Source organism: Listeria goaensis (assembly GCF_900186125.1).
GTDB classification, from domain to species: Bacteria; Bacillota; Bacilli; order Lactobacillales; family Listeriaceae; genus Listeria; species Listeria goaensis.
This window is the reverse complement of the sequence record NZ_FYBQ01000002.1, coordinates 37188-51764: the sequence shown is the minus strand read 5'-3', so window position 1 is coordinate 51764 and position 14577 is coordinate 37188. Positions and strand designations below refer to the sequence as shown.

The 14577-nt window shown below is 41.4% G+C and carries 20 protein-coding genes; 13 read left to right on the top strand and 7 right to left on the bottom strand.

Features of this window, described 5'->3' with window-relative positions; all coding sequences use genetic code 11:
• Window positions 1-3 precede the first annotated feature (3 nt).
• Genes queG through nfsA form a run of 3 tightly spaced genes read left to right on the top strand, consistent with a single transcriptional unit; the run spans window position 4 to window position 2408 of the window.
• Window positions 4-1140 carry a tRNA epoxyqueuosine(34) reductase QueG gene (queG, locus tag CFT42_RS02785; protein WP_088815326.1) on the top strand — a complete coding sequence of 379 codons (1137 nt, stop codon included), beginning with the start codon at window positions 4-6 and terminating at the stop codon, window positions 1138-1140.
• A gap of 7 nt (window positions 1141-1147) precedes the next feature.
• Window positions 1148-1657, top strand: a complete 510-nt coding sequence (trmL, locus tag CFT42_RS02780) for a tRNA (uridine(34)/cytosine(34)/5-carboxymethylaminomethyluridine(34)-2'-O)-methyltransferase TrmL (protein WP_088809121.1) — start codon at window positions 1148-1150, stop codon at window positions 1655-1657.
• Between the two features lie 13 nt (window positions 1658-1670).
• The gene (gene nfsA, locus CFT42_RS02775; protein WP_088815325.1) at window positions 1671-2408 is read left to right on the top strand and encodes an oxygen-insensitive NADPH nitroreductase; all 738 of its coding nucleotides are present in this window, start codon (window positions 1671-1673) and stop codon (window positions 2406-2408) included.
• 44 nt (window positions 2409-2452) lie between these two features.
• Here the strand turns inward: nfsA and CFT42_RS02770 are convergent, their stop codons facing one another.
• From CFT42_RS02770 to CFT42_RS02760, 3 genes are all read right to left on the bottom strand, one after another.
• Window positions 2453-2617, bottom strand: coding sequence for a lmo0937 family membrane protein (locus tag CFT42_RS02770; protein WP_088809119.1), 165 nt, complete (start codon window positions 2615-2617; stop codon window positions 2453-2455).
• A 65-nt stretch (window positions 2618-2682) separates the two neighbouring features.
• The gene (locus CFT42_RS02765) at window positions 2683-3153 is read right to left on the bottom strand and encodes a low molecular weight protein-tyrosine-phosphatase (protein WP_088815324.1); all 471 of its coding nucleotides are present in this window, start codon (window positions 3151-3153) and stop codon (window positions 2683-2685) included.
• Entirely contained in the window at window positions 3150-3875 is a 726-nt protein-coding gene (locus CFT42_RS02760) for an SMI1/KNR4 family protein (protein ID WP_088815323.1), read from the bottom strand. The genes CFT42_RS02765 and CFT42_RS02760 overlap by 4 nt, the downstream gene beginning before the upstream one ends.
• A 183-nt stretch (window positions 3876-4058) precedes the next feature.
• Here CFT42_RS02760 and CFT42_RS02755 point away from each other — a divergent pair, with 183 nt between their 5' ends.
• The 5 genes from CFT42_RS02755 (at window position 4059) to CFT42_RS02735 (ending at window position 7849) form a co-directional block, all read left to right on the top strand.
• Entirely contained in the window at window positions 4059-4532 is a 474-nt protein-coding gene (locus CFT42_RS02755) for a Dps family protein (RefSeq protein ID WP_088809116.1), read from the top strand.
• 212 nt (window positions 4533-4744) lie between these two features.
• Window positions 4745-5047: a HesB/YadR/YfhF family protein gene (locus CFT42_RS02750; protein ID WP_088809115.1), complete on the top strand. Its 303-nt coding sequence runs from the start codon at window positions 4745-4747 to the stop codon at window positions 5045-5047.
• A gap of 100 nt (window positions 5048-5147) precedes the next feature.
• The gene (locus CFT42_RS02745) at window positions 5148-6287 is read left to right on the top strand and encodes an MBL fold metallo-hydrolase (protein ID WP_088815322.1); all 1140 of its coding nucleotides are present in this window, start codon (window positions 5148-5150) and stop codon (window positions 6285-6287) included.
• A 9-nt stretch (window positions 6288-6296) separates the two neighbouring features.
• The gene (locus tag CFT42_RS02740; RefSeq protein WP_088815321.1) at window positions 6297-6527 is read left to right on the top strand and encodes a DUF3006 domain-containing protein; all 231 of its coding nucleotides are present in this window, start codon (window positions 6297-6299) and stop codon (window positions 6525-6527) included.
• A 200-nt stretch (window positions 6528-6727) separates the two neighbouring features.
• On the top strand, window positions 6728-7849 hold the full coding sequence (locus tag CFT42_RS02735; protein WP_088815505.1) for a M20 family metallopeptidase: 1122 nt from the start codon (window positions 6728-6730) through the stop codon (window positions 7847-7849).
• Between the two features lie 63 nt (window positions 7850-7912).
• Here CFT42_RS02735 and CFT42_RS02730 read toward each other — a convergent pair whose 3' ends face one another.
• Both CFT42_RS02730 and CFT42_RS02725 read right to left on the bottom strand, forming a co-directional pair.
• Window positions 7913-9118: a CynX/NimT family MFS transporter gene (locus CFT42_RS02730; RefSeq protein WP_088815504.1), complete on the bottom strand. Its 1206-nt coding sequence runs from the start codon at window positions 9116-9118 to the stop codon at window positions 7913-7915.
• A 6-nt stretch (window positions 9119-9124) separates the two neighbouring features.
• Window positions 9125-9793: a FadR/GntR family transcriptional regulator gene (locus CFT42_RS02725; protein WP_088815320.1), complete on the bottom strand. Its 669-nt coding sequence runs from the start codon at window positions 9791-9793 to the stop codon at window positions 9125-9127.
• Between the two features lie 125 nt (window positions 9794-9918).
• On the opposite strand from CFT42_RS02725, the gene CFT42_RS02720 reads away from it, so the two are divergent.
• Both CFT42_RS02720 and CFT42_RS02715 read left to right on the top strand, forming a co-directional pair.
• A complete protein-coding gene (locus CFT42_RS02720; protein WP_088809111.1) occupies window positions 9919-10971 on the top strand; it encodes an AI-2E family transporter in 1053 nt (350 codons plus the stop codon).
• Window positions 10961-11404, top strand: a complete 444-nt coding sequence (locus tag CFT42_RS02715) for a GNAT family N-acetyltransferase (RefSeq protein ID WP_088815319.1) — start codon at window positions 10961-10963, stop codon at window positions 11402-11404. The genes CFT42_RS02720 and CFT42_RS02715 overlap by 11 nt, the downstream gene beginning before the upstream one ends.
• Before the next feature lie 41 nt (window positions 11405-11445).
• Here the strand turns inward: CFT42_RS02715 and CFT42_RS02710 are convergent, their stop codons facing one another.
• Both CFT42_RS02710 and CFT42_RS02705 read right to left on the bottom strand, forming a co-directional pair.
• Window positions 11446-12321, bottom strand: a complete 876-nt coding sequence (locus CFT42_RS02710; RefSeq protein ID WP_088809109.1) for an alpha/beta hydrolase — start codon at window positions 12319-12321, stop codon at window positions 11446-11448.
• A gap of 21 nt (window positions 12322-12342) precedes the next feature.
• Window positions 12343-13161 (bottom strand): alpha/beta hydrolase, encoded by an 819-nt coding sequence (locus CFT42_RS02705; RefSeq protein WP_088809108.1) that lies wholly within the window; start codon window positions 13159-13161, stop codon window positions 12343-12345.
• Between the two features lie 137 nt (window positions 13162-13298).
• On the opposite strand from CFT42_RS02705, the gene CFT42_RS02700 reads away from it, so the two are divergent.
• The 3 genes from CFT42_RS02700 (at window position 13299) to CFT42_RS02690 (ending at window position 14575) form a co-directional block, all read left to right on the top strand.
• Complete coding sequence (locus tag CFT42_RS02700; protein ID WP_088809107.1) at window positions 13299-13760, top strand: DUF4064 domain-containing protein; 462 nt, start codon at window positions 13299-13301, stop codon at window positions 13758-13760.
• 101 nt (window positions 13761-13861) lie between these two features.
• Window positions 13862-14092, top strand: coding sequence for a hypothetical protein (locus tag CFT42_RS02695; protein WP_088809106.1), 231 nt, complete (start codon window positions 13862-13864; stop codon window positions 14090-14092).
• 165 nt (window positions 14093-14257) lie between these two features.
• Complete coding sequence (locus CFT42_RS02690; RefSeq protein ID WP_088809105.1) at window positions 14258-14575, top strand: lmo0954 family membrane protein; 318 nt, start codon at window positions 14258-14260, stop codon at window positions 14573-14575.
• Window positions 14576-14577 lie beyond the last annotated feature (2 nt).

Here is a 14577-nt window from a genome sequence, read left to right as displayed (position 1 = left end):
CGCATGGATACGACAAAGCTAAAGGCTGAAATAATTCAGTATGCGACCGAAATTGGTGTGCAGAAAATTGGCTTTACGACTGCGGATCCTTTTTTGTTTTTAAAAGAACGTTTGGAAATTGCCGAAAAAGAAGAGGTTTTAACCGGGTTTGAACATCCCGTTTTAAACGAGCGAGTGTATCCTGAACTCATTTTCGAAGAGCCAAAATCCATTATCGCGATTGCGCTCGCCTATCCGTCTAAGCTAAAGGAAAGCCCTGTGAGCAAGCGTGAATCGCGGCGTGGCGTCTTTGCACGCGCTTCTTGGGGCACCGACTATCATACGATTTTGCGCGAAAAGCTGGCACTTATTGAAGCTTTTATTTTAAAACGAGTGCCCGAAGCTAAAATGAAAAGCATGGTCGATACGGGCGAATTATCTGATGTGGCTGTGGCAGAACGAGCAGGTATCGGTGCTCGCGGTAAAAACACGCTGTTAATTACGAAAGAATACGGTTCATGGGTGTACTTAGGCGAAATGCTAACGAACATTGCTTTCCCGCCAGATGAGCCAATTGGCGACTTGTGCGGTGACTGCAATCAGTGCGTTAAAGCTTGCCCGACTGGCTCACTACTCGGCGAAGGCGCAATGAATCCCAAAATTTGCTTAAGCTATTTAACGCAAACAAAAGGCTTTTTAGAAGAAAAATATCGCGATGTGTTGCATAATCGTTTATATGGTTGCGATACGTGCCAAGTTGTTTGTCCGTATAATCGCGGTCATGATTTCCACTTGCACCCTGAAATGGAACCAGACCCAGAACGCGTGCGGCCGGAATTGAAACCGCTTCTGCACATTTCAAATCGCGAATTTAAGGAGCAATTTGGGCATATGGCAGGCTCTTGGCGGGGGAAAAAGCCGATTCAAAGAAACGCAATTATTATTCTGGCGCGATATAAAGATAAAACGGCGATACCCGACTTAATCGGCTGCTTGTTGCATGATGCGCGGCCAGTCATTCGCGGTACTGCCGCATGGGCGCTCGCTAGAATTGGTGGCCAAAACGCGGAAACAGCCATTTTAACGGCAGAAAAAGCAGAAACGGACAATGACGTTTTGGCAGAAATTAAACAAGCGAAAAAAATTTTAGGAGTAAGGTGAGTAAAAAATGGCAAATCATATCGTACTTTATCAACCAGAAATCCCGGCGAACACGGGAAATATTTCGCGCACATGCGCAGGGACGGATACGTATTTACATCTTATTCGCCCACTCGGTTTTAGCACAGATGACAAAATGTTGAAACGCGCAGGCCTAGATTACTGGGACCACGTAAAATTAAATTATTATGACTCACTAGATGAGTTTTTTGAAAAAAATGCGGGTGGGGAGTTTTATTTTATTACGAAATTCGGCCGCCACGTATATAGCGATGTGAATTATAGCAATCCAGATAAAGATTACTTTTTTGTGTTTGGAAAGGAAACGACAGGACTGCCTGATGAGCTTTTAAAGGCACATGAGGAAACGGCGCTTAGAATTCCGATGACGGATAAAATCAGGTCGCTTAATTTGTCGAATACGGCTGCGATTTTAATTTATGAAGCTTTGCGGCAACAAAATTTTGGCGAACTAGATCAGGCGCCGCACTATGAACACCAAGTTTTTGAAGATTAAAGGGGTAGTTAAAATGAATGAAACGATTGAACAAATTTTAGGGCATTATTCGGTACGTGAGTTTGAAGATAAGCCGCTTTCGGAGGAGCAAATTACCTTGCTCGTGAAAAGTGCACAAGCGGCTTCTACTTCCAATTTTGTTCAAGCCTATTCGATTATCGGGGTAAGTGATAAATCGCTTCGCAGGGAACTAGCAAAAATTGCGAACAATACGGGCTACATTGAAAAAACGGGGCAATTTTTCGTTTTTGTCGCAGATTTAGCAAGGAATAAACGCATTGCGGAAGCATACAACGCTTCGGCCGATTCTTTAGAAACAACCGAGAAGTTTTTAGTGGCGGTTATTGATGCGGCGCTTGCGGCCCAAAATATGGCGCTCGCAGCCGAATCGATGGGGCTCGGGGTTTGCTATATTGGTGGAATCCGGAATGATTTGAAGAAAGTGTCGGAGCTATTGAACATTCCGGATTATGCGATTCCACTATTCGGTTTAACAGTGGGACAGCCCGTGCAAAATTCTGCGCCTAAACCGCGAATGCCAGAAGGGTTAATTTATCATGAGAACACCTATAGGAATAAAGAAAAAGAATTGTATTATGCGTATGATGAAATCATTCGTGACTATTACAAGGAACGAACTGGCGGCGCGCGCATTGAAGCTTGGACGGAACAAATTGCAAAAGGCATGAGCCAAAAAACGCGTATGGAATTGAAGGCTTTTATCGAAAGTAAGCATTTAGGAACAAAATAAAAAAAGCGTTAGTGATAAACTCACTAGCGCTTTTTTCGGTTCTATTACTGGTTTCGCTTGTTTCTAGCAGATTGAATTAAGTTCCAGATAATGAGAACTAAAATCACAACGAGGAGGATGTTAATTAAGCCACCTGCGATATGAAAAATCAATCCGATAAGCCAAACGACGAATAAAACGACAATAATTCCCCAAATGATACCTAACATATTAAAACCTCAAATCCTTTGATTGTACGTTAATTAGTACCACAATTTGGCATGCGCCAAACATTTTATAGGTTATGTTTCGTTCGAATCGTTTGTAAAAGTCCTTCTGTTCCCGCTGTGACAAGACGTTCTGTTTCATCAAAATCTCCCGTATAATACGGATCGGGGACGCTCGAACGGTCACTATTTGGTACAAAATCCATCAATTTATAAATCGAGGCTGAGCTGTTTGCACCGCCTAACGCTAAAATATCTTCTAAATTGGCATCGTCCATTCCGATAATGTAATCCGCCGTTTCAAAATCCGCTAAACTAATTTTCCGCGCGCGCATATGACTGAAATCAATTTGATGTTTTTCTAAAACCTTTTGCGTGCCGCGATGAGGGGGATTTCCTAAATTCCACGTACCCGTTGCTGCCGAATCGATTTCGAATTGGTCAGCTAAATGCGCGTCCTCCACTTGCTTTCTAAAAAAGCCTTCCGCCATCGGAGAACGACAAATATTCCCAAGGCATACAAAAATCACTTTAATCATGATGATTCTCCCTTCCATTCCTTCTCTAAAGTCGAAATATCAATACCGCAAGCTTGAAACTGCTGAAAAAGTTCGTTCACAAGAGCTTTTGGTAATTTTCGTCTAAAATATAAAATTTGATTTTCAAATAGCGTAAAAGCATTTTTCGCGTCACCTTCCAAAATAAGCGTCCTAATATGATGTAAAAACCACGGCTTATCTGCTTCGTCTTCAAGCAAGGTCAAAATTTTCCTTCTCCCATCAAAGTCCGCCTGAAGGAGCATCTGATCAAGTTTCGCGTGCCCATAAGTTGTCACATTTTCATATTCAAATGGCTCAAAGTAAAGCTGCGCTAAAAATGTATCAAAGTTTGCGGCAATCGTAAGCGTCTGCAAGGTTTCAAAATCGGCGTATAAAATGCTCGGCAAAGCCGTTTTATAATCAAAACCAAGATAGCGTTCGCCGTCCTTAGAAAAATAAATAATCTTTCCAGAAAGTGGATTTTCAGATGCTGCCGGAGGCTCTGTGATTAAATTGTGCAGGCCAAAAATTTGATAGACTTCCAGAAAATCAAAGCCATAAGATGTTGGCTCGCTCGTTTTAAAATGATTTTTTTGAATGAAGCCGCCATTTTGTTTCGCGATTAGTGCCCGGTACGCCGTAGGTAACTGAATTTGATTTGCCGCTTCAAACGCTTCGATGTCACGCGCTAAAGCAGGCGCCGTTTTGGATGCTAGCCACATTTTAAACACCTCCAAATTCCATTATGCTAAAGATTTTTAAACGTTGCAACAATAAATCGTTTAGGAAAATGATTTTGTGGTAAACTTAGATTGTGATACTTTCCACACTGGACAAAATGTGGGGATTAGTTTATAATAATTATTATATAATAGTAATTATAATTTAGGAGGAGAAAAGATATTATGAAAACAATTAACTCGGTAGATACAAAGGAATTCTTAAACCACCAAGTCGCTAATTTAAACGTATTCACGGTAAAAATTCACCAAATTCATTGGTATATGCGCGGACGCAGTTTCTTCACCTTACACGAAAAAATGGATGACTTATATAGCGAATTTGGGGAACAAATGGACGAAGTAGCGGAACGTTTACTTGCGATTGGCGGTAGCCCGTTCAGCACATTAAAAGAATTTTTAGACAATGCGAGTGTTGAAGAAGCACCTTACACGAAACCAAAAACGATGGAAGAGTTGATGGAAGATCTTGTAGGCACGTTGGAACTTCTCCGCGATGAGTATAAGCAAGGGATTGAGCTTTCTGAAAAAGAAGGCGATGATGTTACAAATGACATGCTAATCGGCTTCAAAGCAGAGATTGACAAACATATTTGGATGTTTAAAGCTTATCTTGGCAAAGGCCCTTTGGATAAATAAGGAGAGAAAGATGTGGCGCGCAGTCACATCTTTTTTTTTGCACAAATGATGTTATATAACAGAACTTGTATGGGAAAATTGTTATCTAACAAAATGTTTAAAGTTTTGCGAAAAGAGGTATAAAAAAATCAAGCATAAAAGCAGAATGCATGATTAATCATTAAAAATCTGCTAATCTAACTATAAACCATTAAGGAATGAGGAGTGAAATTATGGAAATCAAAGTGACGGAAAATGCCCAAAGCTGGTTTAAAGATGAGTTCGATGTATCAGGCGATAACGGTATTCGCCTTTTCGCTAAATACGGTGGCTCCAATAGTTCCTTGCATCCAGGTTTTTCAATTGGAGTTTCTGCTGCTGTCCCGAACGAAGCCGTTGTAACCGATCAAGAAGAAGGCATTCTGTTCTTTATCGAAGAGCATGATTATTGGTTCTTCAAAGAGCACGACTGGGAAATTGACTATAATCCTGAAACAGAGGAAGTCAAATATTCCTTCACGGAAACGGTCAAGTAAATGCGAAGTTAATGAACTGCAAGCGTAAAGCTTGCAGTTTTTTTAGATTGACGCAAAACGTACGTTCTGTTAAGCTACTAAAACAGGGGGTTTTTACTAGATGAAAAAATTAGTAGTTTTATTTGCTGCACTACTCGTATTATCGGGTTGTAGCAACATGTCCATCGTTTCAGGAGAAGCGGAAAGCAAGGTTTCTTCGGAAAAGTTAGATGGCGCAAGTTTTACATTTTTTGACGTTGGTCAAGGGGACAGCACCCTAATTGAGGCGGACGACGGCACGACCATTTTAATTGATACTGGGCGGAGCGATGACAATCGCATTTTGACGTACTTAAAAGAAAAAAATGTCGAAAAAATTGATTTGCTTCTTTTGACGCATCCGCACGCCGATCATATTGGCAACGCCGATAAAATTATTCAAACATACAAGCCAAAGGAAATTTGGATGGACGGCTTAACTTTTAATAGCTCAATTTATGAGCGCGTTATTGATGCGGCGCTTGATTCTGGAGCGGCATATAAGGAACCCAGAACAGGAGATGAGGCGTCTTTTGGACCGTTTGAACTCTCCGTTTTAAGCCCAAAAACACTTAGTAACGATGCAAATAATGATAGTATTGCAATCAGGCTTACATACAAGGACATTTCGGCGATTTTCACTGGGGATGCTGAAAAGGGGCGCGAAGAGGAGATGGTGGACAGCGGCATCAACCTGAAAGCCGACATCTTAGACCTCGGGCACCATGGTTCTTCCACTTCAAACCAACCTTTTTTCTTGGATAAAGTAGAGCCGGAAGTAGCAATTTATTCTGCGGAAAAGGGGAACAGTTACGGGCATCCTCACGTCGAGGTTTTGGAATGGCTAAAAGAGCGAAACATTCAAACTTACGGAACAGATGTGAACGGTACGGTGACGATTACGACAGACGGACAAACGCTTAATGTGGCTACGGAAAAAGCGGGCACGCCCAAATCCGGAAGCAGTTATAAAGCGGATACGAAACAACGGGCAGAATCCAAAACCGACGAAGGAAAGTCGGAAGAAATGCCAACTTCCATCAATTTAAATACGGCTTCACTAGAGGAATTACAATTTTTACCGCTTATCGGTCCAGAACTGGCAGGCAAAATCATTGCGGAGCGGCCTTATGAAAAGGTTGACGATTTAAAACGGATTAACGGAATTGGTGATGGCATTGTAAGACAAATCAAAGCGCAAGGAATTGCGGTAACGAAGTAGGTGAACAGAATGGAAGCAGTGCTTGACCGAATTGAAGATGGCATCGCGGTGTTTCTTATAAAACCAGATGAAACGGAATTTGAAATCGCACAAGCTAAAATTCCAACCGACCTAAAAGAAGGCGACGCCGTTTTGATTGCAGAAGACGGTACGGTGACAAAAAATGAAGCAGCCACTGCAGCGGCCAAATCGCGTATCGCAGAAAAATTGGAACGCCTTCGGAAACAAAACAGGCGTTGACATGAACGTGTAAGCGCGGTATATTAATAAAAAATCGGACCTCTTTTCTTTGAAAAGAGGTCTCAGATTGTAAGGAAAACTCTAAACTGAAGCAAAACGTACCATGGCACAATCAGACTGAGGTCTTTTGAATAGGGGGATGGATTTTGGAAGAGCAAATTTTGACGTATTTAGAGGAAAATCAGGCGACGTTTGTGGCGATGAGTCACGCGATTCATGCGCGGCCGGAAATTGGGAATGAAGAGTTTTTTGCGAGTCAGCTTTTGGCGGACACACTTGAAAAAGAAGGTTTCACTTTGAAACGCGGTGTTGCTAGTCATGAAACAGCCTTTATTGCCGAAAAAAGCAGTGGGAAAAAAGGGCCTCGAGTTGTCTTTTTGGCGGAGTACGATGCGCTTCCTGGGCTCGGGCACGCGTGCGGTCATAATCTTATTGGAACGACGAGTGTATTTGCGGCGATTTCGCTTGCGCGTGTTTTGGCGGAAATTGGTGGAGATGTGCTCGTTTACGGTACGCCAGCTGAGGAAGGCGGGCCAAATGGCAGTGCGAAGGGAAGTTTCGTGCGCGAGGGATTATTTGCTAATATTGACGCAGCACTTATGATTCACCCAAATGGGAAAACACATGTTACGGTGCCAGCCCCGGCCGTTGATGTGCTTGATTTTGAATTTATTGGAAAGGCGGCACACGCAGCAACTAATCCGGAGGCAGGAATTAACGCGCTGGACGGCGTCATTCAATTCTACAACGGGATTAATGCGCTTAGACAGCATTTGCCAAAAGATGCGAGCATTCATGGTATCATAACGGACGGCGGTAAAGCGGCGAATATTGTGCCAGATTACGCGAAAGCGCGCTTTTTCGTTCGCGCCGCGAAGCGCAAGAACTTAAATACTTTAACCGAACGCGTTATCCAAGTCGCAGAAGGTGCCGCTTTACAAACCGGCGCTAAGATGAACGCAATTCGTATTCAAAACGGAGTTGACAATGTCTGGGTAAATAAGCCGTTTAATCACCTTTTCGCCGAGATCGCAAAGCAGTTAGATATTCCGTGCGATACAGACGGAGTTGGGGTCGGGTCGAGCGATGCAGGCAACGTCAGCCAAGTCATTCCAACCATTCACCCCTTTATTAAAATCGGACCAGAAACGCTCGTCGCGCACACAGATGAATTTCGCGAAGCAGCAAAATCAAGCGAAGGAGATAAAGCCCTTTTACTTGGGGCAAAATTACTCGCTTTGACTGCGCTACAACTTTACAAGGATAGCGACCTACTTGAAGAAATCAAACAAGACCAGTTGCGCCTTGCGAAATTAGAATAAAATAAGACGGAAGACAGATGGCCAGTCTCGCCATCTGTCTTCCGTCTTATTTGGCGTGAGCTTTTAAGCATCAAAAATCGTTTTATTGCGAACCGCGCCCATACCACAAATACAAAAAACGCCAAGTGCGAGCAGAAGAATGATGAGCGGCACCATAAAACTTCCTAGCCAGTCATGCAAAATGCCGAACAAAATCGGCCCACAAGCTGCAAGCAGATAACCAATTGATTGCGCCATACCTGACATATCCGCCGCTTCTTTCGCCGTGTTGGTCCGCAAATTGAAGAACATCATACAAAGACTAAAGGAAGTCCCCGAGCCAATGCCAAGACATACTATCGCAACAGCGAGCATCGCAAGATTTTGAATCGGCAAGAGCAAACCTAAAATGCCAAGAACCATCATAATCGCTGAAAATAAAACGAGTACGCGCTGATTCTTCATTTTAAATGCAATGATAGGAACGATAAACGTGATAGGCATAATGCCAAATTGCATGAGCGAAAGCATAAAACCACCTTCAGCGCTAGAAAAGCCTTGTTCTTGAACCATGACAGGCAAGAATGCCACCGAAATGTAAAAGACAGCCGATTGAATTCCCATCATTGCCGCAATTTGCCACGCCATTTTAGAATGCCATACATTCCCCGTTTGACTTTGTTCCACTACATGCGTCTGTTCCAATTGGGCTCGTTTAGTTGAAAGTTGTGGCAGCCAAATTAAAAGGGCCACCGCCACAAAGCCCGCCCAAATAAAAAGTGTCGCCTGCCAATTGCCGCTGAGCTGAGTCGCAATAGGAACACTTAAACCAGAAGCAATCGCCGCAAATAAGTTCATTGAAATGGAATAAATTCCAGTCATCATGCCAAGTTGAAACGGAAACTCTTTTTTGATTAAACTAGGAATAATCACATTTCCAAACGCAATCCCAATCCCGATAAAAAGCGTGCCGACAAGCAAAAAAGTTAGATTGCCGATAGGACGAATGATACTGCCAAGTAAAATCATAAGTAGCGTATAAAAAACGAGTTTTTCAACCCCCGTTTTTTGACTAATTTTTGAAACAAAAGGAGAAATAAGCGCAAACGCAATGAGTGGCAGAGTCGTTAAAAATCCTGCTAGCGTATTCGAAATAGGCATGCTTTCGCGAATATAATCGAGCAGTGGACTGACAGCCGTGAGCGGCATCCGCAAATTGACAGCCACCAAAACGATGCCAGCCATTAAAAATATCTTTTGATTGCGTGCAACCTGTTTGTTTTCTAGCATAACCAATTAAAACCCCTCATCTGAAATTCGATTTTTGTAAAGTGAAATGTAGGAATCCACCTCATGTTGTGCTTTTTTGACATCTTGATGTGAAATAGCCTCAACTAATGCCTCGTGACTATTCAAACGATCTGCCTGAAGCAACGTCGAGTGCATAATGGAGGTGTGAATTTTATCAAATAAATGTGCATAAATATCCGTGAGGAGCTCATTTTTCGAACAAAGTGCCATAGTATGATGTAACGCCATATCCGCTTGAATAAATTCGTCAATGTTAGCCGCCTGCTGGCATTTTTTCACAAGCGCATAAAGCGACTCAAGATCAGCTTCCGTTCGCCTAGCACACGCAAGAGCCACAATTTCACTCTCCAGCGCATGCCTAGCTTCAAAAATTTCGAGCAAAGAAGACTTCGAAACACGCTCCTGCAAAACAGCTTGAAGCGGACTATTCGCCACAACAAACGTCCCGTTCCCTTGACGTACTTCTAAAAGCCCCATTTGGGATAAAGCTTGGACGGCTTCCCGGAGAGTATTTCGACTAATTTTCAAGTCTTCCATCAAATGTTTCTCACTCGGAATTTTATCGCCCACTTGCCATTCACCTGAATGGATTTTTTCTTCAATAAAGGTATAAACTTGCTTACTAAGCGTTGTTCGCTCAATTTTCGATTTCATAAAATCCCTCTTTCAATTAAAGGTAGGATGATAGGTTTATTGTAAAGGAATTTTAAATGGTTGTAAATAGCGATGAGGAAGGAGATGTGCTATCATTGAAAGTATTGAAGAGGAGGAATGGCGAAATGGAATGGTTCGCACAGTTCTTAAAGAAAGACACCCCGAGACGACTTTTTGTTTTTGTCATTCTTGGCGTGCTCATTTATTTAGTTCGCAGTATGATAGATTTAATTTTACTCACGTTTATCTTTGCGTTTTTAGTCACAAGGCTCGAAAATGTGATTTTAAAGCGCGTTCGAATTCCGAGACGACTCATTGTTATTTTTTTGTACATACTCGTTGCCGCGCTTTTATATATCGCGATTGTTTATTATTTGCCGATTCTTATCCAGCAAATTTCAGATCTCGTGAATATGCTCGTTGCCATGTATAACCAGCCGGGCGACAATACGATGGTAAATTGGATTGTGGATTTGTTGAAGCAATCGAATATACAGAAATATTTAGAAGCTAGCGTGGAATTTGTTATCGCATCATTATCAGGCATTGGTGCCATTGGGATGTCCTTTTTCTTAGCGCTCATTTTAAGTTTGTTTTTCTCGCTCGAAAAAGAGCGTGTCACGCAGTTTACATCACAATTTTTCACAAGCAAAATCGGCTTTATTTTTAAAGATTTCGCTTATTTTGGAAGCAAATTCGTTTCAACATTCGGTGTCGTATTAGAAGCGCAACTTCTTATTGCACTTGTAAACACATTTATTACGACGATTGCCCTCTATCTTATGGGCTTTCCGCAGCTTCTTAGCTTATCCATCATGGTTTTCGTACTCGGCATGATTCCTGTTGCAGGTGTCATTATTTCTTGTATTCCGCTTTCGATTATCGCGTATTCCATCGGCGGGTTTACAGATGTGTTTTATATCTTGCTCACTGTGGTCATCGTGCACGCCATCGAAACGTATATTTTAAACCCAAAATTAATGTCTTCAAAAACCGATTTACCAGTGTTTTATACGTTTATTGTGCTGATTTTTTCGGAAGCATTTTTCGGCGTTTGGGGGTTGATTGTGGGGATTCCAGTATTCGTATTTATTTTGGATCTTTTAGATGTGCGGAGAACGAGCGAAATACCACGTAAAAACTTTTTCGGTAGGAGGAAGAAAAACGATGATGCGTAAAATCACGGAAAACTACCCGTATGCACTACTTTACGATGCTGATCCATCAAAGGAAATCGTCGCAGATTACTTGGCACGCGGCGAATGCTACGGCCTTTTCGAGCATGAGCAACTCATCGGTACAATCGTTTTACTAAAAACCCGCCCCAAAACCATTGAAATCATGAACATCGCTATTTTGGAAGAAAAAAGGGGCTTAGGCTACGGAAAAAACCTCATTACGCAGGCGATTAATATCGCACAAAAATACGGCGCCAGAACAATTGAACTCGGAACAGGCAATTCCAGTGTGAGCCAGCTCGCGCTCTACCAAAAATGTGGATTCAGAATGACGCATATCGAAAAAGATTATTTCACGAAACATTACCCCGAACCCATTTTCGAAAATGGCATTGAATGCCGCGATATGATTCGCCTATCCTTTAACTTGTAAAAGAAAAATCACGCCAGGCCGGCGTGATTTTTTGCGTTATCTTATCCGTTTGAAATCCATAAAAAGTCGCCGATAACAGCATCGACTTCCGGGTTTTCATGCAATTTGCTATGTTCAGCATTGCTGCCTTCAAAAACCTTTTCTTCATAGTTTAAAATATCCGAAAAAATGAATTTCCCAGAAAGCGCGCTTGAAACAGGGACGCTCCCATCACTTTTTGTGCCATCCAATTTATCACCAGCAATAGTGTATACTTCGAGCGATTTAGGAATCGATGCTTGATGTTGAATAAAATTCGCATAGCGTTCCGTTTCTGTTTTTGGTCCTGTATCCGTCAAATCATATGCGCTGTTACCAATTGCTAGCCCGTTTAGCGGGGCGCCAATTAAAACGAGCTTTTCAAGCGTCGGGTATGCGGCGTCATTTCCAGTTTGCTCCACATAATTTGTCAAACTAACGCCGCCCATCGAATGCCCGACTGCATTCATCTTTGTAATATGGTAGTCCGATTTTAGCGCTTTACCTACCGTTTTCAACCATTCCGTCTGATTGACCATCGAACTTTTATTATTTTCGAATAAAACTTGAATGAGTGGATTATGACTAAATTTGTCATAGTTACCCGTAATATCAAGTGTGCCGTCTGATTTAACCGTAATCACAAGTGATTTCGTTGCATCATTTTGTGATTCGAGTCTCTTTATCATGCCACCAAGTGAATTTTTTGTGCCTGCGTAGCCATGAACAAATAGTGTCGGAATAGCGATTTCACGAGGCTTTTTCACATCAGCTTTCGCTTTAACCGTTTGTTTCGCCTTATTGTCATCCGCATTCCGCTTATCCATCGTTTGAAAAATAAAACTAAAACCTAAAAAAAGGAGACAGAGTGCGAGTATTAAAAAGATGATTTTTTTCATATCGAAGAAATTCCTCCATTTTTATTTTCCAAAAAGAAATGGAATAACTTGCTTGTCAACAGCAGGGAGTTCGTGCATATTGCTATGCGTCGCATCCGGCTCTTCTATAACATGTGTCGTCACTTTTTGGTTTTTAAAAAGTGTTTTCCCATACAGTACGCTGTCCACTTTTACTTCCCCGTCACTGTTCGTGCCGTCTTCTATATTACCAGCAATAATCAAAATCGGGATATTTTCGGGTAAAACTTTCGCCATTCTCGCGGCAAAATTTGAATGGACTTTTTCCTCGTTTCGGATATCAACTTGCTCATCGCCGTTTATGTACTCTTCAGGGTAAAGTGGTACGGCCAAAAATACAACTTTATTAATGGTCGGGTAGTTTGGATCTTTCGAATACGATGCTAAATATGCCTCCCAGACACCACCGCCCATCGAGTGCGCCACTGCATTGAATTTTGTAATGTGTTGGTGCTTTTGCAAATAAGCCATTACCTTTTTCATCCACATCGCTTGCTGCGTAATAGTTGCGCGATTATTGTCAAATACAACATTAATAAGCGGATTCTTAGCGCTAGAGTTATATTCACCTTCTGTTGAAATTTCGCCAATTTTGCTGACATGGACAATCATCGCATCCGTTGCGACATGATATTTTTGGTCAAAACGGCGAATCATGCCATGAAGTGAGCGATCCGTTCCGTGATAACCATGAATGAAAATCGTTGGAACTCCAGTGCTTACAGCTTCAGGCCTTACTGGATTTAGCTGGATTAGCGAGAAAATCGCTCCTACAACACATAAAATCGGCACTAGATAAGCTAAGAAAATTCGCTTCATCATGCGAGTTCATCCCCCCTAATTCAAAGTCTGATTTGATTATACATGCTTTTAAATGAAATTGCACTTACTTAAAAACTTGGAATAACAGAACATTTAATAGTATACTGAACTAGTAAGAGAGTTAGGAGGAGTTTATTTTGATTAAAAGAACAGGTGAAGTGGTTTTAACCAGTATCGGTCTAGCTTTATCTCTCATTTTACAAGGCCTCATGACCTACTATGCTTTCGCTTTTGTAAACTCAACTGCTACACAAAGCGGGCGTGAGATATTTATAGCAAACTATGAAGAAACATTACAGAAATCGGGGATAAGTTTGGCTGATGCGCCGTCCAGTACGCAGTTAATTGATGTACTAGGCAAGTATTCGATTTTTCTCCTTGTCTCTTTAATTGTAGTCATCATTTTAACAGCACTAGGCTTTATTTTCATTGTTGGCAATAAAAAGCCCGTTCTTGCCGGTTTCTTATTCCTATTCGCGGGTCTTTTCGTTGTCGCATCAACTTTCTTGGTAGGCTTCATTCCAGCCTTGCTATTCCTGATTGCGGCAATTATGTGTTGGGTACGCAAGCCAAAAGTTAGCCCATTTGATTCATTTTAAGCACATATACATAACAAAAACGGTACTTTTTAAGTATCGTTTTTGTTTGAAAAAATTTCCAAACGGGAAAGAATCAAATGGATAATAAGGAGGTGCGGGTTTTGCGAAAAAAATCTAGCTTAGCGCTAATTGGTGCCGTTTCTGGAGCTGTGGTTGGCGTATTATCTTATATCGTTTACCGGCAACGAACGAATGATCCTTTTGACAGTGTGAATGACATTCGAAAGAAATATGAAGAGGAAGAAGAGAAAGAAACCGAAATTGAGGCAGAAAATATGGTATCCGAAGGCGCGATGTCAAGCGTAAATTATGCAAATAGGTCGCAAGAGTAATAGTGAAAAGTGGTATTAACGTTTGTTTAATGCCATTTTTTTCTTGTTTTTTTTAGCAAAAGGGAAGTAAGCCTATAGTCTGATTTGAAGTTCCTTCTATAGTTGCTTATTTTTGTTGAAAATTCGCGTTATGATGGATACAGTTAAAGTAAGGAGGCAAAAATGATGAGAGGCATAATCATTGCGATACTCGTTGTCATCTTAATTGGTCTAATCTTAACGCTATTATGGCCTGCAATTATGGCAACACTCGGAGCCGTTTTAGGTTTCTATTCGCTTAAAAAATTACTTGAAACAAAATCAGTCGGTGAAAAAGTCGTATACGGTATACTTATTGGTATCGGAGCCTTAATGATTCTTACAAATTTAAAAGGCGCAATTGTTGTCCTAGTCATTGCAGCAATTGTTTACTTCCTAACTAAAAATAACCGTAATAAACGAAATGATAACAACGATACATTTGATTACCCATATAATAAATAATT